General features: G+C 61.0%; 19 protein-coding genes. 10 read left to right on the top strand and 9 right to left on the bottom strand.

Going from position 1 to position 23229, the window contains the following annotated elements; all coding sequences use genetic code 11:
• The first annotated feature begins 26 nt into the window (after positions 1 to 26).
• Genes cyoB through ACD590_RS30135 form a run of 4 tightly spaced genes read left to right on the top strand, consistent with a single transcriptional unit; the run spans position 27 to position 3830 of the window.
• Complete coding sequence (gene cyoB, locus ACD590_RS30150) at positions 27 to 2030, top strand: cytochrome o ubiquinol oxidase subunit I (RefSeq protein ID WP_018448777.1); 2004 nt, start codon at positions 27 to 29, stop codon at positions 2028 to 2030.
• Between the two features lie 5 nt (positions 2031 to 2035).
• The gene (gene cyoC / locus ACD590_RS30145; protein ID WP_222313713.1) at positions 2036 to 2656 is read left to right on the top strand and encodes a cytochrome o ubiquinol oxidase subunit III; all 621 of its coding nucleotides are present in this window, start codon (positions 2036 to 2038) and stop codon (positions 2654 to 2656) included.
• Positions 2653 to 3054, top strand: a complete 402-nt coding sequence (cyoD, locus tag ACD590_RS30140) for a cytochrome o ubiquinol oxidase subunit IV (RefSeq protein WP_210068126.1) — start codon at positions 2653 to 2655, stop codon at positions 3052 to 3054. Before cyoC ends, cyoD begins: the two co-directional genes overlap by 4 nt.
• Positions 3051 to 3830: an SURF1 family protein gene (locus tag ACD590_RS30135; protein ID WP_439004081.1), complete on the top strand. Its 780-nt coding sequence runs from the start codon at positions 3051 to 3053 to the stop codon at positions 3828 to 3830. The genes cyoD and ACD590_RS30135 overlap by 4 nt, the downstream gene beginning before the upstream one ends.
• Before the next feature lie 17 nt (positions 3831 to 3847).
• On the opposite strand, the gene ACD590_RS30130 is transcribed toward ACD590_RS30135, so the two are convergent.
• The 3 genes from ACD590_RS30130 to ACD590_RS30120 all read right to left on the bottom strand — a co-directional run bounded on the left by ACD590_RS30130 (position 3848) and on the right by ACD590_RS30120 (position 8231).
• Entirely contained in the window at positions 3848 to 5776 is a 1929-nt protein-coding gene (locus tag ACD590_RS30130) for a PAS domain S-box protein (protein ID WP_439004080.1), read from the bottom strand.
• A gap of 68 nt (positions 5777 to 5844) precedes the next feature.
• Entirely contained in the window at positions 5845 to 7251 is a 1407-nt protein-coding gene (locus ACD590_RS30125) for an FAD/NAD(P)-binding protein (RefSeq protein ID WP_210068318.1), read from the bottom strand.
• A 362-nt stretch (positions 7252 to 7613) separates the two neighbouring features.
• Positions 7614 to 8231, bottom strand: coding sequence for a flavodoxin family protein (locus ACD590_RS30120; RefSeq protein ID WP_018246246.1), 618 nt, complete (start codon positions 8229 to 8231; stop codon positions 7614 to 7616).
• 121 nt (positions 8232 to 8352) lie between these two features.
• Between ACD590_RS30120 and ACD590_RS30115 the strand changes: the two genes are divergently transcribed.
• The 5 genes from ACD590_RS30115 (at position 8353) to ACD590_RS30095 (ending at position 15258) form a co-directional block, all read left to right on the top strand.
• On the top strand, positions 8353 to 10314 hold the full coding sequence (locus ACD590_RS30115; RefSeq protein ID WP_439004079.1) for an ABC transporter ATP-binding protein: 1962 nt from the start codon (positions 8353 to 8355) through the stop codon (positions 10312 to 10314).
• Positions 10315 to 10405: 91 nt separating this feature from the next.
• Positions 10406 to 12304, top strand: a complete 1899-nt coding sequence (locus ACD590_RS30110) for an ABC transporter ATP-binding protein (protein WP_026188740.1) — start codon at positions 10406 to 10408, stop codon at positions 12302 to 12304.
• Positions 12305 to 12511: 207 nt separating this feature from the next.
• The gene (locus ACD590_RS30105) at positions 12512 to 12832 is read left to right on the top strand and encodes a hypothetical protein (RefSeq protein ID WP_018246243.1); all 321 of its coding nucleotides are present in this window, start codon (positions 12512 to 12514) and stop codon (positions 12830 to 12832) included.
• A 212-nt stretch (positions 12833 to 13044) separates the two neighbouring features.
• Complete coding sequence (locus tag ACD590_RS30100) at positions 13045 to 14085, top strand: LacI family DNA-binding transcriptional regulator (protein WP_065276200.1); 1041 nt, start codon at positions 13045 to 13047, stop codon at positions 14083 to 14085.
• 135 nt (positions 14086 to 14220) lie between these two features.
• Positions 14221 to 15258: a LacI family DNA-binding transcriptional regulator gene (locus ACD590_RS30095; protein WP_065276201.1), complete on the top strand. Its 1038-nt coding sequence runs from the start codon at positions 14221 to 14223 to the stop codon at positions 15256 to 15258.
• A gap of 33 nt (positions 15259 to 15291) precedes the next feature.
• Here the strand turns inward: ACD590_RS30095 and ACD590_RS30090 are convergent, their stop codons facing one another.
• Complete coding sequence (locus tag ACD590_RS30090; protein ID WP_065276202.1) at positions 15292 to 16581, bottom strand: MFS transporter; 1290 nt, start codon at positions 16579 to 16581, stop codon at positions 15292 to 15294.
• A 141-nt stretch (positions 16582 to 16722) separates the two neighbouring features.
• Positions 16723 to 17922: a multidrug effflux MFS transporter gene (locus tag ACD590_RS30085; RefSeq protein WP_065276203.1), complete on the bottom strand. Its 1200-nt coding sequence runs from the start codon at positions 17920 to 17922 to the stop codon at positions 16723 to 16725.
• A gap of 271 nt (positions 17923 to 18193) precedes the next feature.
• Here ACD590_RS30085 and ACD590_RS30080 point away from each other — a divergent pair, with 271 nt between their 5' ends.
• Entirely contained in the window at positions 18194 to 18934 is a 741-nt protein-coding gene (locus tag ACD590_RS30080) for a TetR/AcrR family transcriptional regulator (protein WP_439004078.1), read from the top strand.
• A 27-nt stretch (positions 18935 to 18961) separates the two neighbouring features.
• Here ACD590_RS30080 and ACD590_RS30075 read toward each other — a convergent pair whose 3' ends face one another.
• The 4 genes from ACD590_RS30075 to msrA all read right to left on the bottom strand — a co-directional run bounded on the left by ACD590_RS30075 (position 18962) and on the right by msrA (position 23127).
• Positions 18962 to 19402, bottom strand: a complete 441-nt coding sequence (locus ACD590_RS30075; protein WP_026188739.1) for a response regulator — start codon at positions 19400 to 19402, stop codon at positions 18962 to 18964.
• A gap of 706 nt (positions 19403 to 20108) precedes the next feature.
• Positions 20109 to 21335 (bottom strand): HlyD family secretion protein, encoded by a 1227-nt coding sequence (locus ACD590_RS30070; protein WP_018246236.1) that lies wholly within the window; start codon positions 21333 to 21335, stop codon positions 20109 to 20111.
• Positions 21336 to 21782 (bottom strand): hypothetical protein, encoded by a 447-nt coding sequence (locus ACD590_RS30065; RefSeq protein ID WP_065276205.1) that lies wholly within the window; start codon positions 21780 to 21782, stop codon positions 21336 to 21338.
• Positions 21783 to 22425: 643 nt separating this feature from the next.
• Positions 22426 to 23127 (bottom strand): peptide-methionine (S)-S-oxide reductase MsrA, encoded by a 702-nt coding sequence (msrA, locus tag ACD590_RS30060; protein WP_439004077.1) that lies wholly within the window; start codon positions 23125 to 23127, stop codon positions 22426 to 22428.
• Positions 23128 to 23229: the final 102 nt, after the last annotated feature.

The raw sequence follows: 23229 nt of genomic DNA, 5'->3' as shown, positions 1-23229 counted from the left end.
GCAAGACATAATGAACGGGTTGTTCCATGTTTTCCAATCCTGACCTCCTGAAGTTCGTCTTCGGCCGGTTGACCCTCGATGCCATCCCCTATCACGAGCCGATCCTGGTCGTGACCTTCATCGGCGTCGTCATTGGCGCCCTCGCGGTGCTCGGCATCATCACCTATTTCAAGTTCTGGGGTCCGCTCTGGCGCGACTGGATCTGCAGCGTCGATCACAAGAAGATCGGCATCATGTATGTGATCCTCGCCGTCATCATGCTGCTGCGCGGCTTCTCCGACGCGATCCTGATGCGCATCCAGCAGGCGATCGCCTTCAACGGTTCGGAGGGCTATCTGCCGCCGCACCATTACGACCAGGTCTTCACCGCCCACGGCGTCATCATGATCTTCTTCGTGGCGATGCCCTTCGTCACCGGTCTGATGAACTTCGTGGTGCCGCTGCAGATCGGCGCGCGCGACGTCTCCTTCCCCTTCCTCAACAACTTCTCTTTCTGGATGACCACCGCCGGCGCGATCATCATCATGCTGTCGCTGTTCATCGGTGAATTCGCCCAGACCGGCTGGCTCGCCTACCCGCCGCTGTCGGGCGCTGCCTATAGTCCGGGGGTCGGCGTCGACTATTATATCTGGGGCCTGCAGGTGGCCGGCGTCGGAACGACGCTTTCGGGCATCAACCTGATCGCCACCATCGTCAAGATGCGTGCGCCGGGCATGACCTTCATGAAGATGCCGGTCTTCACCTGGACGGCACTTTGCACCAACGTGCTGATCGTCGCCTCCTTCCCGATCCTGACGGCAACGCTCGCCCTTCTGTCGCTCGACCGCTATGCGGGAACGAACTTCTTTACCAACGACCTCGGCGGCAATCCGATGATGTACATCAACCTCATCTGGATCTGGGGTCATCCGGAGGTCTACATCCTCGTGCTGCCGGCCTTCGGCATCTTCTCGGAAGTCGTCGCCACCTTCTCCGGCAAGCGCCTGTTCGGCTACGCCTCGATGGTCTACGCGACCTGCGTGATCATGATCCTGTCCTACATCGTCTGGCTGCACCACTTCTTCACGATGGGCTCGGGCGCCAGCGTCAACTCCTTCTTCGGCATCACCACGATGATCATCTCGATCCCGACGGGGGCGAAGATGTTCAACTGGCTCTTCACCATGTATCGCGGCCGCATCCGCTATGAGGTGCCGATGCTGTGGACGGTCGGCTTCATGGTGACCTTCGTCATCGGCGGCATGACCGGTGTCATGCTTGCCGTGCCGCCGGCCGACTTCGTGCTGCACAATTCGCTGTTCCTCATCGCCCACTTCCACAACGTCATCATCGGCGGCGTTCTCTTCGGCATGTTCGCCGGCGTGAACTACTGGTTCCCGAAGGCCTTCGGATTCAAGCTCGATCCCTTCTGGGGCAAGATGAGCTTCTGGTTCTGGCAGATCGGCTTCTGGTTCGCCTTCATGCCGCTCTACGTGCTGGGCCTGATGGGCGTCACCCGCCGCATGAGCCAGTTCGAGGATCCGTCGATACAGATCTGGTTCATCATCGCCGCTTTCGGCGTCGGCCTGATTGCGCTTGGCATTGCCGCCTTCCTGATCCAGATCGTCGTCAGCTTCATGAAACGCGAGGAATTGCGCGATGACAGCGGCGATCCCTGGGATGGCCGCACGCTGGAATGGTCGACCTCCTCGCCACCGCCGGAATACAACTTCGCCTTGACGCCTGTCGTGCACGATCATGACGGCTGGTACGACATGAAGAACCGCGGTTATGCGCGTCCGCTGGAAGGCTTCCGGCCGATCCACATGCCGAAGAATACCGGCACCGGCGCGATCTTGTCGGGCATCAGTGTCGCACTCGCCTTCGGCCTGATCTGGTACATGTGGTGGCTGGTGGTCGTCTCCTTCGTCGCCATGCTTGTCGTCGCCATCGGCCATACCTTCAATTACCGACGCGACTTCTACATCCTCGCCGAAGAGGTAACCGAAACGGAAGGCAAGCGCACCGCGCTGCTTGCCGAGCAGGTGTGATGACCATGAGCGATCAGACCATCGACACGGCCGAAAAGCCTGAATTCTACCTGACGGAAGACCACCATCCGGAAAACAGCACCAATCTCGGCTTCTGGCTCTACCTGATGAGCGACTGCCTGATCTTCGCCGTGCTGTTTGCGACCCACGGCGTGCTCGGCCGCAACTATGCCGCCGGCCCGTCGCCGGCCGATCTCTTCGATCTTCCGATCGTTGCCCTCAACACCTCGATGCTGCTGTTCTCGTCGATCACCTACGGCTTCGCGATGCTGCAGATGGAGCGGAACGCGAAGGCGGAAACGCTGTTCTGGCTTGCTGTGACCGGCCTGTTCGGCGCAACTTTCATCGGGCTTGAGCTCTACGAGTTCATCCACCTGATCCATGAAGGCGCCGGGCCGACGCGCAGCGCCTTCCTCTCCTCCTTCTTCACCCTGGTCGGCACGCACGGGCTGCACGTCACCTTCGGCATCATCTGGCTGATCACGCTGATGGTACAGGTGTCGATGCACGGGCTGATCGAGGCCAACCGCCGCCGCCTGATGTGCCTTTCGATGTTCTGGCACTTCCTCGACGTCGTCTGGATCGGCGTATTTTCCTTCGTCTACCTGTTGGGAGTTCTCGGATGAGTTCGCAAGCACCTGCACATGAGGACGCCCACGAGGCTCATCACGGCCACAGCCACGGCCATCAGGCCGGCCACGGCACGTTCCGCAGCTATATGACGGGCTTCGTGCTTTCCGTCATCCTGACCGCCATTCCCTTCTGGCTGGTCATGTCAGGCGTGTTCGCCAGCCCGGCGGTGACGGCGGTGCTGGTGATGGGTCTCGGCGCGATCCAGATCGTCGTCCATATGGTCTTCTTCCTGCACATGAATACCAGGAGCGAGGGTGGCTGGACGATCATGGCGCTGATCTTCACCCTCATCATCGTCGCCATCGCGCTCTCCGGATCCCTCTGGGTCATGCATCATCTCAATACCAATATGATGCCCATGAGCCCCGAGATGATGAAGAACATGCCGTGACGGTGACGAAGGGGCGGCGGCAGCGGCACCCGCAGGCTCCGTCGGAAAAATCGGATAGACGGCGTTATCGGGCAAAACGCGCGATCTTCGCCGTTTGCCTGATGCTGCTTGCCGCGGCACTCGCGGCACTCGGCACCTGGCAGGTTGAGCGCCTGGCCTGGAAACGCGATCTGATCGTCCGCGTCGACCAGCGTGTGCATGCGGCACCCGTGCCAGCCCCGGCACGTCCCGACTGGGACAAGGTCAATGCCGCTGATGACGAATATCGGCGGGTGACCGTGTCCGGGACGCTGGCGAACGACAAGGAAACGCTGGTCTATGCCTCGACCGCGCTCGGTCCGGGTTATTGGGTGATGACGCCGCTGACGTTTGCCGACGGTTCATCGATCCTCGTCAATCGCGGATTCGTGCCGACCGACAGGCGCGACCCGGCCTCGCGCCGCGAGGGCGAAGTGTCGGGCCCGGTCGAGATCACCGGGTTGATGCGGATGACCGAGCCGAAGGGATCGCTGCTGCAATCGAACGCCGTCGCGGCCGACCGCTGGTATTCGCGCGATGTCGCAGCGATCGCTGAAAAGCGCGGCATTGGTACGATCGCGCCCTACTTCATCGACGCCGATGCCACTGCCAATCCGGGCGGCCTGCCCGTCGGCGGCCTGACGGTGATCGATTTCCCCAACAACCATCTCGTCTACGCGATCACCTGGTACGGGCTGGCGGCGATGGTGCTGGCATTGCTGGTGTTCATTCTTCGCGGCGAGAGGGCCACCGCATAATGCAGCAGTGATCACCCTTATGAAGCAATCCGGCTGATCGCCTCGGCGAGTTGCGCTTGCGAGAAGGGTTTGCCGAGACGAGGCAGGTCGACGATGCCGGCCCCTTCGGGAATCTCGGCGTAACCGGTTGCGAGGATGATCGGCATATCAGGCCATTCGTTGCGGATCGCCTCGGCGAGCTGTGCCCCCGTCATGCGCGGCATGGCATGGTCGCAAATCACCAGGTCGACCTGCTGCTTGCGCAGGATGTCGAGCGCCTCGGGACCCGCCATCGCCTCGAACACGGTATGGCCGAGATCCTCCAGCATCAGCGTCGTATTCATCAGGACCAGACCATCGTCATCGACCGCGACGATGCGCAGCCGGCGCGCAGCATTTTTTTCCTGCAGCGGCCGCTCGGCAGCAGCCTCGGTCACCTGCTCGACAACGGCGACCGGGAACCACAATTCGGCCGTCGTGCCTTCGCCGAGGCTGCTTTTCATCACGAGGCGCCCACCGGACTGGGACGCAAGGCCCTGCACCATGGAAAGGCCGAGACCGGTGCCTTTGCCGACACCCTTGGTGGTGAAGAACGGCGTGATGGCCTGCTGCAGCGTCTTTGCATCCATGCCCTCGCCTTCGTCGATCACCGCGATACGGACATAGCGGCCGGCCGACAGCGGGCCCTTACCTGACAGCAGCGATTCCTCGGAGGCGCGAAGCACGATCCGTCCGCCGGACGGCATGGCATCGCGGGCATTGACGACGAGATTTAGGATCGCCATCTCCAACTGGTTCGGATCGGTGAGGATCGTTGGCAGCCTGACAGGGAAAGAGGTCTCGATCACAGTGAGAGGGCCGAGCGAACGGCTCAGCATATCCATCATGCCACGGACCAGTCCGGAGACGTCGATCGGTTCCACGTGCAGTTCCTGCCGGCGGGAAAAGGCCAGCATGCGCTGCGTCAATGCGGCGCCGCGCTGGGCACCCTGCATGGCATTATCAACCAGCGATGTCAGTGAGAGATCCTGCGGCATGCGTTTCTTCAGGATTTCAAGACTGCCGAGCACAGCCATCAGCAGATTGTTGAAATCATGGGCGATACCGCCGGTCAATTGACCGATTGCCTCCATCTTCTGCGACTGGAAGAGCTCTTCGCGCGCCTGCTCCAGTGCGCGCTGGGTCTCCATCTTCTCGGTAATATCGCGAGTGATCTTCGCGAAACCGAGCACATCGCCGTCATCGTCGCGGATGACGTCGATGACGACGCTGGCCCAAAAGCGGCTGCCGTCCTTGCGCACGCGCCAGCCTTCCCGCTCGAACCGGCCCTCGGCGCGGGCGAGGCTGAGCGCGGTTTCCGGCAAGCCGGCAGCGCGGTCCTCGGGGGTATAGAAGGTCGAGAAATGCCGGCCGATGATTTCTTGCGGTCGATAGCCCTTGATACGCTCGGCACCGAAATTCCAGCTGCTGACATTGCCGTTGGGATCGAGCATGTAGATGGCATAGTCCGAAACGCCCTGGACCAGCCGGCGGAACTGTTCCTCGCTCTGGCGGATCGTCTGTTCAGCTGCTCTGCGTTCGGTCAGGTCACGAGTGATCTTGGCATAGCCGATGAGCTCGCCGGAGGGACGACGGATCGGATCGATGATCACATGCGCCCAAAAGCGGGTTCCATCCTTGCGCTGTCGCCAGCCTTCCCCCTCGAACCGGCCGTGCTCCGCCGCCGTGGCGAGCGCGCGCGCCGGAATTCCTGCGGCGCGGTCCTCTTCCAGATAAAAACGGGAAAAATGCTCACCGAGAATTTCGGAAGGCTTGTAACCTTTGAAGCGCTGAGCGCCGGTATTCCAGCTGGTGATAATGCCTTCGGGGCTGAGCATATAGATGGCGTAGTCGGTGATGGCATCGACCAGAAGCCGAAATCGTCCCTCTTCGTCAAGAGACGTATCATGTCGATTCAGCACTTCCATCGGCCCCTCGGAGTCACCAGCGCTTTATAACGCAGCAGGGGGCGGATGGTTCCGAGGCAGCCCGAATTTCAGACGGCCTTGACCTGCGGGTAGAACCTCTCGCCGACACGCTCGGCAGCGGCATAGGCCTGTGAGACGATCTCCGGCACGAGATCGATATCCGGCAGACTGCCAAGGCCGAGCGGGCCGACGGCAAAGAGCCCGGCGACCGTCGAACCATCCTCGAGGAAGGGCTCGCCGCGCGCATTGACCGCGAGCCCCAGCGAGAGCTCGTCCGGCTGGGCCAGGCCAGCGGAAAGCAGGCTCTGCATCAAGGGCGCTGAAAGATCCGGCGCCTGACAACGGCAATCAATGATGCGCTCGGCATGGATGACTTCCTCGGCAGCGGAACCGGCCGGCGTGAAGAACAGGCCGCTCAGACCCCGGCGCCCGGCGCGACCACGGCGCAGCACCGTGCGTCCTTCGGCAAGCTCGCGTTTCAACCGCAGGTGCATGGCTTCCGGCAGGCGGTTGCGATGGCTGTCGTAGATTGCCCTGAGGTGGCGGTTGAACTGATGCTTGTCGCGAGCCGGCAGCGAACGCCAAAGCGAGCGGGCATGTTTCCTCAGGCCGTTCATCACCGATTGCCAGCTTCGCCCCGCTTCCTCCGCCTCGCGACAAGCTTGACGGATGAAGTGCACGATCTCCGGCAGGCTCTGCGGTAGCGCTTCGGCCGGGAAGACCGGGTCGGCGGAATTCGGCGTATGGCTCTGCGGCAGAAAGCCGCGCCGGGAAATGATCGTCACCTGACCGGCATAACCCGAATCGCGCAGCTGCAGCAGCTGGTCAACGACACGGATGCCGCTGCCGAGCAAGACCGCATGCGGCCGCGCGACGAGGCGCTGGGCCCTGACCGGCGAAGCGTCCTGCTCGCCGGCATCCGGCGCAGACAGGCCGTAACCGGTGGCGAGGATCACGGTATCGAACAGCGGATTGGCGGGATTGGCGCTTTCGAGCAGGAAGCGGTTGCCGTGGCTCCTGCGGATCGCCACGACCGGATCGTTGCAGACCTGGACGGTGATGTCCCTGCGCGCGGCCAGCGCTTCCGAAAAGCGCTGGTAAACATAATCGCTGAAGATTTCCTTCGGCACGAAGATCTGCCGGAATCCGGGGATGGCGGCCGGCACAGCGGCGCGGAAGGCAGCGTTGCTGCAGAGCCAGTCGTTGAAATCGTCATTGTCGCCGACCGAAACCGAGAGATCGCGCACACGGGTGTTGAGGATCGTCGAGGAGCGGGCTGACGCCAGCGCCTGCCCACCGCTGACCGACGAATTCGGATCGAACAGCTGCAGGTGGAAGGGCGCGCGCACCGTCTTCATCAGCGCGATGGCTGTCATCATGCCGGAAAAGCCGCGCCCGACGATCGCAATGCGCGGTACGGCTGATATCTGCGCCGCCGCATTGGCTCTCGCCGAAAAAAGTCCCTGAACCGTCATCGCAACTCCTTTGCGGCTTCATCCGCACCGTGGGTCGATCGAGGTTTCAACGCATAAAACACCGGTTCACGCGTTGACGAGGTTCATGCGGCCATTCACAACATCTGCCGCGGCATCGGGGTCCGAACCAGCGGCCCCGCAAGGGAACTAGGGGAGCAATCACGCCCGCCCATAGTCTATCAAACTAGTAGTGTATGAAAGCGCTAAATGGCGCAGGTGGCAAGAGCTTTGTTGCCATATCTCTTCAAGCCGTTGAAACAAAACAGGCTTTTGAGATTTCCCGCAGAAATCCCAGACGAAATTTGCACCCAAGACTACGGGATTGATGTTGGAAACATCAGTTCGGCGGTGCTGCCTCGACCTCAGCTACCCTCGCCCGGATATTGCTTCGCCTTCAGCAGGCCAGCCAGATGCGCGGTGTTACGCGCCAGCATGTCGACGGCTTTCGTCACCACCTTCGGCACCTTGTCGAGATCGACGAAATTGGTGGAACCCATTGCCTCGCCGACCCAATAGGCGACCGCATTCGCCGGAATGGTGAAGCCGACGTCGTTCAGCGCCTGGAAGAGCTCGGCCGACACATGATGGGCCCCGTCCTCGTTGCCGACGACAGCAACGGCCGCGACCCTGCCATAGGAAACCATGCGGCCCTGATCGTCAGTCTCCTCGAGAAAGGCGTCCATGCGCTCGAGCGCCCGCTTGCAGACACTGGATGGCTGGCCGAGCCAGATCGGCGTTGCCATCACCAGGATATCGGCGCCCAGCACCTTGGCGCGGATATCCGGCCAGTCATCGCCGGCGCCTTCGTCGGAGGTGACGCCCGGCTTGACGTTGAAATCGGCAAGGCGAAGCACGCCGGTCTCAACGCCATGTGCCGACATCGCCTTGTCGATAAGGTCGATCATCCGGTCGGTCGAGGAGGCGTCCTTGGATTCGCTGGTCTTCAGAGTGGCGTTGAGGGCGAGAGCTTTCAGCGGCATGGATCTCTCCGTAGCGGTTGGCTGTGAGCATTCGCCTGCTGCAACCCGTTCGCCCACAGATTGTTCCCGCCCGGATGCGAGGAGACCTCACGTAAAAATAACCAACTGGTGAATTCTTTACTTGAACCCCCAAATGGAATCGGCAAAAGTGAAGGTGCTATCAATCCCTTCATGGATTTGCCGTCTTTTCGGGCCAGCGTCCGACCACATATCTATTGGAAAAAATACCGTGAGCAGCGATGCGTTAACACGCGCGACGAAGCCTTCGGCTTCGATGGCGCTTGCAACTGCGGCAGGCTGGGGCCGAGGCCTCTACACATTGGTGCGCATCACCATGATGGCCTTCCGCCACCCCTGGCAATCGGGCTTCGCGATCGGCGCCACGCTTGTCGCCTCCACCTTCCAGCTGATGATCCCGCGCCTTCTCGGCCAGGCCGTCGACCACACGCAGAGGGCGATGAGCGGCGGTGCGGCGGGTCAGGCGGCACAGGACGCGCTTTTGACCACGGCATTGCTGCTGCTTGGCGCCAGCGTGCTGCGCGGCCTCTTCACCATGGTCCAGAACTATTACAGCGAAGCCGTCGGCCATCACATCGGCTACGAGTTGCGGCTGGCCTGCTACGAGAAGATCCAGCGGCTCTCCTTCAGCTTTCATGACACCGTTCATTCCGGCGACCTGATCACCGTCGGACTCCTCGATCTCGAAGGCGTGCGCATGTATTTTTCCACCGCGCTCGTCCGGATGATCCTGCTGTCGATCCTGATCGGTATCGGCGCCTATATGCTGCTGTCGACCGATATCGTGCTCGGCCTCCTGGCGCTGAGTTTCGTTCCCTTCGTCGGCTGGCGCTCCTCGGTGACGCAGCTCAGGCTACGCGCCACCTGGCTCGACCTGCAGGAGCGGCTTTCGGTGCTGACCCGCATCATGGAGGAAAATCTCGGCGGTATCCGCGTCGTGCGCGCCTTTGCCGCCCACGAACACGAGATTTCGAAATTTGAGGCAGCGTCGAAAAGCGCACTGGCGCTCGCGCATCAGCGCGTCGGCATCCGCGTCACCAATACCAGCGCCATGACCTTCTCCTTCTTCGCTGCGATGGGCCTGGTGCTCTGGGTCGGCGGCGGCAAGGTGATGTCGGGCGAGATCACCGTCGGTACGTTGGCCTCGTTTCTGACCTTCATGACCATCCTGCAGATGCCGGTGCGCCAGCTCGGTCTGATGGTCAACGCCTTTGCCCGCGCCTCCACATGCGGCTCACGCCTCTTTGCCCTTCTCGACCTCGACATCGCGATCAAGGATGCGCCGGATGCGAAGGAGCTGAACCTCACCGACGGCGTGCTGCGCTTCGAAAACGTCAGCTTCGCCTATCCGGGTTCCGAAAAGCGCACCGTGCTCCAGGATGTCTCCTTCGAAGCCCGGCGCGGCCAGACGATCGGCATCGTCGGGCCTCCGGGCAGCGGCAAGTCGACGATCGCGCATCTGATCCCACGCTTCTACGATGTCAGCGGCGGTAAGATCACGATCGACGGCCAGGACATCCGCAAGGCGACGCTGCAATCGCTGCGCCGGGCCGTGGCCGTCGTCCAGCAGGATTCCTTCCTGTTCACCACGACGATCGAAAACAACATCGCCTATGGCGACCCGTGGGCGAAGGAAGGCCGCATCGAGCGCGCCAGCGAAAGCGCCCAGTTGCACAATTACGTGCTCGGCCTTCCCACCGGTTATGGCACTGTCGTCGGCGAGCGCGGCGTTTCGCTTTCCGGCGGCCAGCGGCAGCGTCTTTCGATCGCCCGCGCGCTGATGCTGAAACCGGCAGTGATGGTATTCGACGATTCGACGGCAGCGATCGATGCGGCCACCGAGCAGCGCATCCGCAGCGCCATGCGCCGCTATGCCGCTGACCGCGTAACGATCATCGTTGCCCACCGCCTGAGCTCGCTGATGCATGCCGACCAGATCCTGTTCGTCGAAGACGGCCGGATCGTCGAGCGCGGCACGCATGCGGCGCTGCTTTCGCTCGGCGGGCGCTACAAGGCGCTCTACGACCTTCAGGTGCGGCCCGGCGACGAGGCGCTGAGCGCCTAGCAAACGGGTATGTTCCCCTCTGCTCCCAAGTGGAGAGGAACGAGTATTGACTATGCAGGCCACCGGAAGTGATGGCCGCGGGAGGAATGACATGGCCGAGGAACTGGAAACCGAGCGCCCCGACGTTCGCGAGGATGGACGCCGCCCGCCACGGGCGGTGGTCGGTTCGCATCGCGTCGAGGAGGAGATGTTCGGCAAGGCCTTCGACGGCAACATCGTCAAGCGCATCTGGATTTTCGTCCACCCCTATCGCCGTCAGGTCCTCTGGTCCGTCGTCGCCGTTCTGACCTTCACGATGATGCAGCTCACCATCCCGCTGATCATCCGCTATGCCATCGACCACGGCATGTCGCCGGGCGGCAACCATTCGGCACTGGCCTGGTCGATCGCCGCGTTCACTGTTGCCATCCTCATCAACTATGCGGCAAGCTACGCGCAGGAAACGCTGGTCGGCGGCGTGGCGGAAGATGTGCTCTTCGATATCCGCAAGGCGATGTTTTCGCATCTCCAGCGCGTTTCGCTCTCCTTCATGGATAAGACGGAGGTCGGCCGGCTGATGTCGCGCCTGCAGGGCGACGTCAACTCGATGCAGGAATTTCTCGAAACCTCGGTACTGTCAGTCGGCGACATCGTGCTGCTCTTCGGCATCATTTTCGTGATGCTCTATCTCGATTTCAAGCTGGGGCTGCTGACGCTCTCGGTGCTGCCGGTGCTCTTCATCGTCCGGCTGTTCTGGCTGCCGCTCGCCCGCAAATCCTTCATGGCGGCGCACGAGACCAATTCGATTGCCGCCGGCGCGCTCGCCGAAGCGATCCACGGCGTGCGTGCCGTCCAGAGCATGGACAGGCAGGGCGTCAACTTCACGCTCTACGACGACAAGGCGCGTGCCAACCTCAAGACGCATTTGACGGCGGCGCGCTATGCGCAGGTTATGGTGCCGATCGTCGACAGTCTGACCGGCGTGGCGATGGCGCTCGTCGTCGTCGTCGGCGGCGCCCGCGTTCTCAACCAGGCGCTCGATGTCGGCGTGCTCGTCGCCTTCCTGTTCTACATTCAGCGCTTCTTCGACCCAATCCGTTCGCTGACACTGCAATATTCGGTGATGCAGCGTGCCATGGCTTCCGGCCAGCGGCTGACCGAAGTGCTCGACGTGCCTGTCGACATCAAGGATGCGCCTGGTGCCACGGCGCTATCGCGCGACATGGACGGCTCGGTGGAATTCAAGGACGTCGTCTTTGGCTACAATCCGAAGCATCCGGTGCTGAAGCATGTCAGCTTCAAGGTCAATCCCGGCGAGACGGTGGCGCTGGTCGGGCCGACGGGGTCCGGCAAATCGAGCTGCATGTCGCTGATCCATCGCTTTTACGATGTACAGCAAGGCCAGGTGCTGGTTGGCGGCCACGATGTGCGCGCACTGACGCAGGATTCGCTCGGTGCACAGATCGCCATGGTGCTGCAGGAACCCTTCCTCTTTACCGGGACCGTTTTCGAGAACATCCGCTACCACAAGCTGGAGGCGACGCGCGAACAGGTGATCGAGGCGGCCAAAGCCGTCGGCGCGCACGACTTCATCATGCGTCTGCCGGAGGGTTACGATAGCGTTCTCGGCGAGCGCGGCGGCAATCTTTCGCTCGGCCAGCGCCAGCTTTTGAGCTTTGCTCGTGCGCTGGTGGCGGACGCGAAGATCCTCGTGCTCGACGAAGCGACCGCCAATATCGACAGCTATACCGAGATGCTGATCCAGAAGGCACTGGTAAAGCTGCTCGAAAACCGCACCGGCCTCGTCATCGCCCACCGGCTTGCGACGATCCGCGAGGCAGACCGCATCATCGTGCTGCAGAACGGCGAAATCATCGAAAGCGGCGACCACCGTCAGCTGATGAAGAACGGCAAGCTCTACTCCAAGCTCTATAACCTCAATTACGCCTCCTTCGACGATATTCCCGAAGAGGTGCTGGAAGACACGACGGCGACGCAATCTGCGACCTAGCGCATCGGCCCGAAAATCGGAATCGATTTTCGAAAAGCACGATGAGTAGATTCAAAGTGTTAGAACATCTTTTGTGCGTCCGTGAGGACGCACGGCGCTCTAATCCCCGATGACATGCATTAACGCCTGTCGCAAAGTTTGAACGAACAAACGACTTGCTGCCGCATTTGCCTCTTATCCGGGGCAAGTGCCACTGAGGAGAATATTATGAAGAGAGTTATTAGCAGCCTGTTGATCGCCACGGCCCTTGTTGGATCGGCCATTCAGCCTGCTGCCGCGCGTGACCACCGTCATCACGATAACACCGGCCGCATCATCGCCGGCGGCGTTGCCGCAGGGGTTGTCGGCGGGCTGATCGGCGGCGCAATCGCCAATGGCGGCGGCCCTCGCTATGTCGACGAAGGCCCTCGTTACGTAGAGAGCCCCCGCTATGTCGAGCCCCAGCCGAGATGCTGGTATGAGGACCGCGATGTCCGCAACCGCTATGACGGCGGCTATCACGCCGAAACTGTACGCGTCTGCGAATAACGGGCTCCTAAACCCGTCACCGGGAGGCCGAACTTCCCGAGCGGCGTGACCGATCATTCGTCGCCGCTCATATTCGTTCCCCCTCAGCCGAGGTTGCGTCCAGCGGCCTCGGCAATCACTATTGCCCGCGGTTATCCCCTTATCGAAAAAATCTCGTTGCCATGCGATCGCTTGTCATCCGGCTGTCAGAGACGATCAATAGCTGAAAGCCAATGAATGATGGTTCAGTGAACGGCGCCAAGGCGCCGAAGAAAGAACGCATGCGCTTCGTCAGCGCCGAGCAGGTCGCGCAATTGGCGGGCGTTTCGCGCTCCGCGGTCTCGCGCACATTCACGCCGGGTGCCAGCGTCGCTCCGACGACGCGCGAAAAAGTGCTGCGAGCGGCGCAGGAGCTCGGCTACCACGTCAACGACCTGGCGCGCGGCGTGCTTGCCAACCAGAGCCGCCTTGTCGGCATCGTCGCAACACGGCCGGAAGTGGGTTTTCGCGCGCATCTGGCGGCAGCACTGGCCAAAGCCCTAATCAAACGCGGCAGCATCCCGATCCTGATCAACACCGGCCAGACGGAAGAAGAGCTGCTCGCCGCCCAGAAGATGCTGATCGGCCACCGCGCCGAGGCGATCATCATCCTGTCCGGCTCGCCGCCGGCGAGTTTCTTCGAACTTGCACAGCGAAACGGCCAGCCGCTCGTCGTAATCGGCCGTTCGGAACCCGACGCCGACCATGTGCGTGCCGGCAACTCCGAAGCCTCCCGCAAGGCGGCGACGGCCTTTTACGAAAGCGGCAGACGGCGGCTGGCGGTCATCGGCTCCAACACGGGAACGCCTGCTATCATCGAGCGCGAAAGCGCCTTCCTGTCGACGGCCGAGTCGCTTGGTGCATCCGTCGTCGTCGGACGCGGCGGCGACTCCGACTATGACGGCGGTGTTGCGGCCGCACGCGCACTCTTCTCGGAGACAATAACGCCCGACGCCGTTTTCTGCGCCAACGACCAGATCGCCTTCGGACTGATGGATGTCGTGCGCCTGGAAGCGCGGCTGCGTATCCCCGCGGACGTCGCCGTCATCGGCTTCGACGACGTGCCGGAATCCGCCTGGCTGAACTACAGGCTCACCACCTTCCGCCAGGATCCGCTGACCATGGCGCAGCGCGCCGTCGAGCTGATGGAGCGGCGGCTTGAAAATCCCGATGCGCCTCCTGGTTACGAACGCGTCATTCCGGAACTCGTCATCCGCCAGAGCTTCAGACCCTGACACTTGCCCCACGGCTTTTCGCAGGCGCCATCCTGTGGCAAGAAGGGGCATGACGCTTTATTTGCCGCATGTCGTTGTCCCAAAACCGCTGCACGGTTTTGGGCGACATGCATTGGGGGAGGAAGATCGCCTGAGATGAAAGGAATCCGCCAGCTCGCCGAGCATCTCGATATTTCGATCGGAACGGTGTCCCGTGCGCTGAACGGCAAGCCCGACGTCAACGATGAAACGCGCCGGCGCGTGCTCGCCGCCGCCGAAGAGCTCGGTTACGTCGCCAACCAGTCGGGCCGCAGCCTCCGCCAGGGCATGACAAATGTGATCGGGCTGATGCTCGAAGTGAGCCGCGAGACGGTCGAAAACAGCGACGACTTCTTCCTTGGCGTCACCGACGGGCTGCAGAGCGTCTTTTCCCGTCACAAGCTCGATCTTGTCATGCTGCCCTGCCCCGATGACGAGGACCCGCACGAATATCTGAAGCGCATGGTGGCGCGCCGGCTTGTTGACGCGCTGATCATCTCGGCGACGCGACGCACCGACCGGCGCATCGAGCTGCTGGAAAAGGCCCGCATCCCCTTCGTGACGCTCGGGCGCAGCGCGTCGGGCGGCAGCTACACCTGGATGGACCTCGATTTCGAGGGCGTGGCGTCGCGCGGCGTCGACCGGCTGGTCGCCAAAGGCCATCGGCGGATCGCTGTGGCTGTACCCTCCTCCGACATCAATCTCGGCTACCTCTTCCTCGACGCTTACCGCCAGACGCTGCAACGGCATGATATCCCCTTCGACCCGACCCTCGTCATCCGGGTCAAGTCGAGCGAACAGGGCGGCTATCAGGCCGGCCACGAATTGCTGATGATCGAGCAGCGCCCGACGGCGATCATCCTGATCCATGAACTGATGGCGATCGGGCTTTACCGACGGCTTTCCGAGGCCGGCGTCGTGCCCGGCCGCGACCTCGCCGTCGTCGGTTTCCGCGAGGAGCCGCGCACGCATTTCCTGCAGCCGACGCTGACGTCCTTTCGCATGTCGCTGCGCGATCTCGGCGCGCAGCTCGGCGAAACCCTGCTCGCCACCATGCCGGCCTATGCCGATCACTATCCGCAGGGTGCCCGCAACAGGATTTGGCCGCTGGAACTCATTCCGGGCGAAAGCGACGCTTTCACTCTGACGACCTGATGCCCTTTGCGTCGATTTGTTTAGCGGCTTGCATCAGACCCGGCTTGGAGCAGCCTGCTCCCTGCTCGACAGCTGATGCGTAACGAAAAAGACCAGAAGGGCTCCGGCCGCCAGGCAGGCGGACAGGAAGAACATCGGCGCAATCGTGCTGCCGCTCGCTTCCTTGATCCAGGGCACAACGTTTTGGGCGACGAAACCGCCGAGATTTCCGACAGAATTGATGGCCGCAAGGCCGGCTGCGGCACCCGCACCCTTGAGGAAACGTGAGGGCAGGCTCCAGAACACCGGCTGTGGAGCGAAGATCCCGGCAGCGGCGACGCAGAGGAAGGCGAATTGCAAACTGTGGTTCGGAATGAGCGCCGAGAGAAGCAGGCAGGCAGCGCCGATGAAGGCAGGAACGACGATATAGGGCGTCTTCGATTGCGCCTTGTCGGCCATGGCGGGAACGACATAGAGCGCGATCGCGACCAGCACCCAGGGAATGATGTTGAGAAAACCGTTCACCGTGTTGCTGACGCCGAAGGCCTTGACGATGGTCGGCAGCCAGTAGCTCAGCCCATAGGCGGAAAGCGGAAAGGCGATATAGCAGAGCGCCATTAGCAGCACGCGTGGGTCGATGAGCGCCTTGAAGCCGTTTCCGGCATTCTCGCCCATGCCGGAATTTTCCGAGGCGAGCCTTCGTTCCAGCCACTGCTTCTCCTCGCCGCTCAGGAAGCTTGCGTTTTCAGGCCGGCCGGGAAGATAGAAGAAGGTGACGATGCCGGCGATGACTGCGGGAACACCCGTCGCCAGGAATACCCACTCCCAGCCGGCAAAGCCGTAGAGACCGTCGAGATCGAGCAGCACGCCGCCGAGCGGCGCACCGACGGCATTGGCGATCGCACTGAAAATCATGAACAGCCCGACCATCCTGCCGCGATAGACCGAAGGGAACCACAGCGTCAGCAGATAGAGGACGCCGGGAAAGAAGCCGGCTTCGCAGACGCCGAGCAGGAAACGCAGGATATAGAACATCGTCGCGTTCTGCGTGAAGGCGAGCGCGATGGTGACGATGCCCCACGAGACCAGAATGCGCGCGAACCAGACACGGGCGCCGAGCCTGTCGAGGAAGAGGTTGCTCGGCACCTCGAAAAGAAAATAGCCGATGAAGAAGAGCGAAGCGCCGAGGCCATAGGCATATTCGCTCATTCCGAGGGCATCGACCATCTGCAGCTTGGCGAAACTGACGTTCTGCCGGTCGATATAGGCGATGAGATAAAGGATGCCGAGAAAGGGCATCAGCTTCCAGGTGATTTTAGAGATCAGCCGCTTCTCGTCGACCATAAGTATCCTCCGATATGACCATGCTTCGTCACGGCGTAGATAGAGCGGCCAGCCGATAATCAATTGCGCGTTGCATTTTCTCGGGCGCCGCGAGGGGATCAAATGGCCGCACCCGGACACCGGGTGCGGCCAGTCTTTAGATCATTCAGCGGCGGCAACAGCCGCGCGGCGGCCGATCGTTGCCTGGGTCAGCGCGAAGGCTGAGAAGGCGCAGAGCGCAATGCCGGCGGCCATCGGAACGGCAGTACCGTCGAAGAAGACGCTTGAGATGACCATGGCGACCGCGGAGATTACGAAGTGCAGCGTGCCCATCAGCGACGAGGCCGTGCCGGCGATCTCGCCGTGATCCTCAAGAGCGAGCACCGCGCTCGTCGGGATGACGAGGCCGAGGAAGCCGTAGCCGATGAACAGGAAGGTCGCCAGGACAGGCAGCTGATTGAAGCCAGAGGCCATCACCACCGCCATCACCACCATCGCAAGCGCATAAGCGCTGACCGCAATCCGCATGACGCGCACCAGGCCGAAACGCTCGCCGAGCCAGCCCGTGGCCTGCGATACCGCGAAGAAGGACACGGCGTTGATCGAGAAGGCGAAGCTGTATTGCGTCGGCGTCAGCCCGTAATGCTGGATCAACACGAAGGGCGAGTTGGCGAGATAGACGAGGAAGCTCGAAATGCCGAGGCCGCCGATAAAGGTCAGCGTCAGGAAATTGCGGTCGGTGAGCAGCAGGCGATAGGCCGCCATGGCGCTTCTCAGACCGCTGCCGCTGCGTTCGTTCGCCGAACGGGTTTCCTCCAGCTGGGTCGCAAGCAGGACGAGGCCGATGAAGGCGGCAATCGTCACGGCCCAGAATACACCGCGCCAGCCGTAGAACTCGATGACGGCGCTGCCCGTCAGCGGCGCCAGGATCGGCGAGATCGAGAAGACCAGCATCAGCAGCGACATCAGGCGCGCGGCCTGCACGCCGGTGTGCATGTCGCGGACGATGGCGCGCGGAATGACCATGCCGGCGGCGCCGCCAATACCCTGAACGAAACGGAAGGCGATCAGCGTTTCGATATCGGTGGCCAACGCGCAGCCGATCGAGGCGACGGCGAAGAGGCCGATGCCGAGATAGAGCGGCAGCTTGCGGCCCCACATATCCGACAGCGGCCCATAGACAAGCTGGGCGAGCGCAAAGGAGATGAAGAAGGCAAGAAGGGTTAGCTGTGTGACGTTATTATCGGCATGCAGGTCCTGGCCGATGGACGGCAGTGCAGGCAGATACATGTCGATGGCAAAGGGCCCGATGGCCGACAGAAGGCCGAGAATGAGGGCAATGCGAAAGAAGGGAGCCGTCATAATGGTGATCTTTCATAAAAGCGCGGCGGAGGTACCGGATCGTCGCTCCGCTACATTGCTCTTAGAGCGCCGTGCGTCCTCTCGGATGCACAAGGACACTCCAACTCTTTGAATTTACGCATCGTGCTTGCCGGAAATCGGAGCCGATTTTCGAGCCGATGCGCTAGGGTTCAATGATGATCGTTCGCGCGAAGACGAAGTTGGGAGCTCATATCTTCAGCGCAACCAGGACTGTCAACAAATTTGGACACGGATGTAAAACTAGACGCCATTGTCTAAAACGTCAAGACGTCTTATCTTCGCTATCATGAAAGATCGCATGACACCGGCAGCCCGAATGACAGGGCATACGCAGCGCGGACAATGCGCCAAGCGCCTGTCGATCCTCGATGCCGCGGCCGACGTATTCTGCCGCCAGGGTTTTGCCGGCGCCAGCATCGACGAGATCGCCGCCGTTGCCTGCGTATCCCGCCAGACAATCTACAATCACTATCGCGAGAAAGAAACGCTGTTCGTCGCCGTCGTCGAAGACGTCATGAACCGCGCCAACGCCATGCTGTTCTCCGTGCTTTCGACCTTTCCCGATCGCGCCGACCATCTGGAGGATGATCTGACGGCCTTCGCCGTGCGCCTCAATAAGAATTGCATCTGCAACCACGACGGAAAATTTCTGCGCAAGTTGGTGCAGACGGAAGGCGAGCGATATCCGCACCTCTTCGAAAGCTGGCGCCAGCAGGGGCCGGGCAAGCTGATCACCGCACTGTCAGCACTTTTAGCACGGCTTGCCCATAAGGGGGCGCTCGCCATTGACGACTACGACGTCGCCGCCCGGCAGTTCGTGGCACTCGGCAATGCCGACCTGCAGATGATGATCCTTCTCGGGGGCACGCCCACCGATGAAGAACTCGAAAAGGCGGCGCGCAACGCGGTTCGCACCTTTCTCAAGGCCTATGGCAGGCCGGAGGTAGATACGACCGGCCATCTGCCGCAGCTCGCAGCCATGTCAGGCTGATCAGGCCTTTCCGATCAAGCCGACTGATCAGGCAAAGACCGTCATCTGTGAGGGTACGACCGCGAACATGCCGACGCGCCGCGCGGCAAGATATTTCACCAGCTGCTCGACAACCGAAGGCATGACCGGCTTCTGGACCACGCCAACCGCGCCCTTGACGCCATCGGCGACCACTTCGGGATTGCCCGTCATGAAGACAACGGCAATGCCATGCTCCTGCGCCAGCCGTCGGCCGATCTCGGGCCCGGTCGGGCCGTCGGCGAGATTGACGTCGACGAAGGCGATATCGGCAAGCGGCGCCAGCCGCAATGCCTGTTCGCAATCATTCGCAAGGCCGGCGACCTGCATGCCCATGGCTTCCACCGTCGCCTCGAGATCCAGGGCGATCAGGAATTCATCTTCGACGATCAATACTCTCTGTTTCATGAGATCATCTCGTTGCCAGCGCCGCACGACATTGGTGGCCATGATACGTCCCCTCGGTTACGCCGATACTTCTAAGGAGGGATCCGCTCCGACAGCCTATCCCACGCGAAACTCGTGGTGGTAACGGCCAATTCCACAATATGTTCCGCGGTGGAACGTGATTCTTTGGATTTAAGATATTGTTAACGTTGATAAATTCTTAACGTGGCTGAGGAAAAACTGAATCGTGCTCAATCTCACGTGAGCCGACTCGATGGGAGAGTTGCAAGACGATATAATTATTTCTCCCTTTTGGGGCCAGAATCTGAAGCGCATTGCCAGTAGATACTAATTCTTTGGTAGTATTTTCGAACTCATATTGGGAATACTTCACTGGAAGATAGAGAAATATCGTTTGCATGCCGGCTCTAGCGCGATCGTCATTTACTGAAGTCTTTGTAAGTGCGCGGCAAAATCGGAGCTCTTCCAAAAACCCTACCTGCTAGGGTCGGGCCAAGCCCGTCGGGCGTATTCCAACCTCCCGTCTCCTGCGGGACGAATGTGCGCGCTAGTGGTGTTCTAATGCATGTAATTGTATGGTCTTTCGGCGCGTGTCGGTCCGCCTCCCTCAGCGCCGGTTCGAAGGACGCCGACGAAGAATTTGGATCGACAACCGAACGGACGACGGTGATCCATCCGCCCGACGAGTCACCCACACCAAGTCTCTTCTCGTCGTCGTCGATGAAACGATCCCCGTATTGTTCTGCGTTCAATGACCCGACAGAACGAGCGTCTGAACCGGCAGGAGCAGCGCTTGAATTCGCAGAATCATCGCATGTACAAGTCCAACGGCGTCGACCATATGAAGGGCAAACCACCTGACCTTGCCAATGTTTGGATCGGCGAGCGCGTCGTGATTGTTGGTATATGCGTTGGCGATGCAACTGCTTCCAGGCGGCACGCCATTGAGCCCTCCCGGATAAAGTGGCTGCAGAAAGACGGTCAGGGTGCCAGGCTGCGCCGTCTGCTGAACGTCGATGAGTTGATCCGTCGCGCGCAATTGTCCGGCCGCGATAACCTCCTGCACGTCGGTCACGACCATCGGAATGATTGTAAACGGCTTTCCGATGCAGGTTGCTTCGGCGATCATCCCCTTTTTCATGACCTGCGCTTCGATCTGGCCGAAGCCGGCGATCAGTGTGCTTTGTCCAGCGCCTTCTGGCACAAGGATCCCGGCAGGACGCAACATTGCATTGACGACGTCCCCGCGACGCAGCGTAAACTGTTGCACGGTACCCGCGACGCCGGCCCTTACGATGGTCTTGTCGAGTTCGACCTGCGCCTGCGCCAGGGCCGCTTCGGCGCTTGCTCTTTGAGCTGGCAACTGCACGGCGATCTGTGTCTCCAGGGTCAGCTTTTTCGCCACCGTTGCATCCAGCGCTCCCTTGCGGCCGTCGATCGTCGTTGCCAGGCGTTCGACCTCGCGCCTGGCGACAGCGTTGTTCGTCAGGAGCTGCGCCTTCATCTCGTATTCGTCGACCGCCGTCTGGTAGGCACCCTGCGCCTCTTTGATCTGGCCATCGACCCCGATAAGCTCGGTCTGGGTCACCTTTATTCCGGCCTCGACTTCTGCGACGCGCCGACGGGCCGTCTCCAGCGCCGCCTGCTGTTCGGAATTATCGAGCCTGAACAGTGGCGATCCGGCCTCGACCTTCTGGTTCAGCCCGATGAAAACTTCCTCTACACGTCCGGTTGCCTCCGGCATGATCGTGACGGTTCGAAATATCGCGGTGGCAGTCTGGGCTGATGGATGGAAGTAGAAAATCATCGTAATCAGCGAAACGGTCAGAAGAAGGCAGGCGGTGATCCCCCATCGGAGTTCGTACCACACCGTATAAAGCGTGATGTCGCGGCCGATCCGCTTTCCCTGACCATAGCGCCGGAACAGATAATCGGGGAGGATCGTCAGCATTGAGCAGAGAAGCAACTCAAACATTCAGATATCCTCTCCATGTACGCTGGTCTTGGACGGTGACGGTATTGGCTCTGCTTCCGCAGTATCTTCCGCTATCAGAGCAGGATCGCCTGTCGTTTCAGCCTGGCGGCCGGAGAGTTTGCCGAGAGACTGGGCGATTGAGTAGAGCGGCGTGGAGAAGTCGGGAATCTGAATAAAGGCCAGAAGCAGCCCGGCAATCCAGAAAAGATGGTTGTGGGTGAACAGTGAGATGAGCGCCAGGACGGCCACGATCTCCATCTGCACCTTGTTCGTACGGTGGGCTCTGCGTTCGGGAAGGGCGTGCAATTGGAAGTACAGATTTCCAACCGCGAGCACGGCCACCAGCAGAAAGACAACGACGACAACGAAAAGGTAGTCCGTCTGTCCGGGCGAAGTGATGAAAATCGGCAGGTGCTCGATTGCCGCTGGATGAACTGATTGCTCCATTGCTACCACCTAGAGAAAAAGAGTGAAATGCGCCGTCGTCGAGAGCGTCTTCGATTTCTTTTGCCAGTGCCGCGACCAACTTCTCGTACATGCTACGGCGCTCGCCACGCGTCGGATCTATCGAGGCCTCCCACCTGGCGAGCTCGGGTTTTGCTTCTGCAAAGTCCATGAGCCGAAAACTGGCGCGTAGCAGCGGCCACGCCTTCGTCCATATTTCACTCCCAAGGCGACGACACGGACACGTTTGCTTCTCTGATGTAGGGAGACGATGGCGTGGTTGTGGAGTATGTTACTGTATCATACGGGTTCGATGACCAGTCTCCAGGGGGATTGCGAGCCCCGACGAGGCACCGCGACGGCCGGGAGTTCGTTGGAATGCGACCTGATTTCCTGCTCAATGCCTCACGGAATTGCAGATGCCGACTTGGCAGCCCGGCGATCTTGAGCACGTTATTGGTCGCACGGCGGAGACGATGGTTCCTTATGCCGTCGGCGCCAGAGCGGCCATAACGGCGCTTAACCCTGCAGTTTCCCTTTGATCAACCGCAAAATTCGCATCCATTGCTGCGCGGGACTCACTCTGAGTCGCCGGGCTGCCAATGAGCAGTCGGAGATATGCGGCCGCTATAAGCGGTCGTGTCAATCAGCCCTTGGCCTTCACCAGTACCGGTTGGCTGCGGTAGTCGGCCGGAAACAGCGACTTCAAGTTCTCGATTTTCGGCAGGTCGTTGTAGACGATATAAGGATAGGTCGGATTGAGCGTCAGGAAATCCTGATGATAGGCCTCGGCGGGATAGAAGCCGGCGGCGTCGGACACCTTGGTGACGATCGGCTGCGGAAAGACATGCGCCTTGTCGAGCTGGCTGATATAGCTCAGGGCGACCTTGCGCTGTTGCGGATCGGAAACGAACAGCGCCGAACGATATTGCGTTCCCTGGTCCGGACCCTGGAAATTCAGCTGCGTCGGGTTGTGCGCCACAGAGAAGAAGATCTGTAGCAACTTGCCGTAGCTCACCTGTTTCGGATCGAACTTCACCTGGACGGATTCGGCGTGACCCGTCGAGCCGGTGCTGACGGTTTCATACTGCGCCGTTTTGGCGTTGCCTCCGGCATAACCGGAGACGGCGCTCTCAACGCCCTTCACGTGCTGGAAGACGCCCTGGACGCCCCAGAAACAACCTCCGGCGAAAATGGCGGTCTCGGTGCCTGACCCGGCCACCTCGTCAATGGCCGGCGGCGGGATGACGGCGGCATCCTCGGCCGCACCCGCAGCACACACGCCGAACGAGAATAGAGTGGCAGCAAGGAGCGCGGTAATGCTCCTGCGGTGGGAAGACGTGGACATGGCGCTACCTCCTGCGATCGCCCAAATCCTTGCTCATCCTAGCAAAAGCCGCAAATCACAAGGCGGTCACTCACGCCGATGTGACAGCTGGACGAAAGCGCC

Source organism: Rhizobium sp. 862_C5_N1_2, assembly GCF_051811205.1.
Lineage (GTDB): Bacteria > Pseudomonadota > Alphaproteobacteria > Rhizobiales > Rhizobiaceae > Rhizobium > Rhizobium leguminosarum.
Note: the sequence above shows the minus strand (reverse complement) of the source record. Positions and strands in the feature narration are given on the sequence as shown.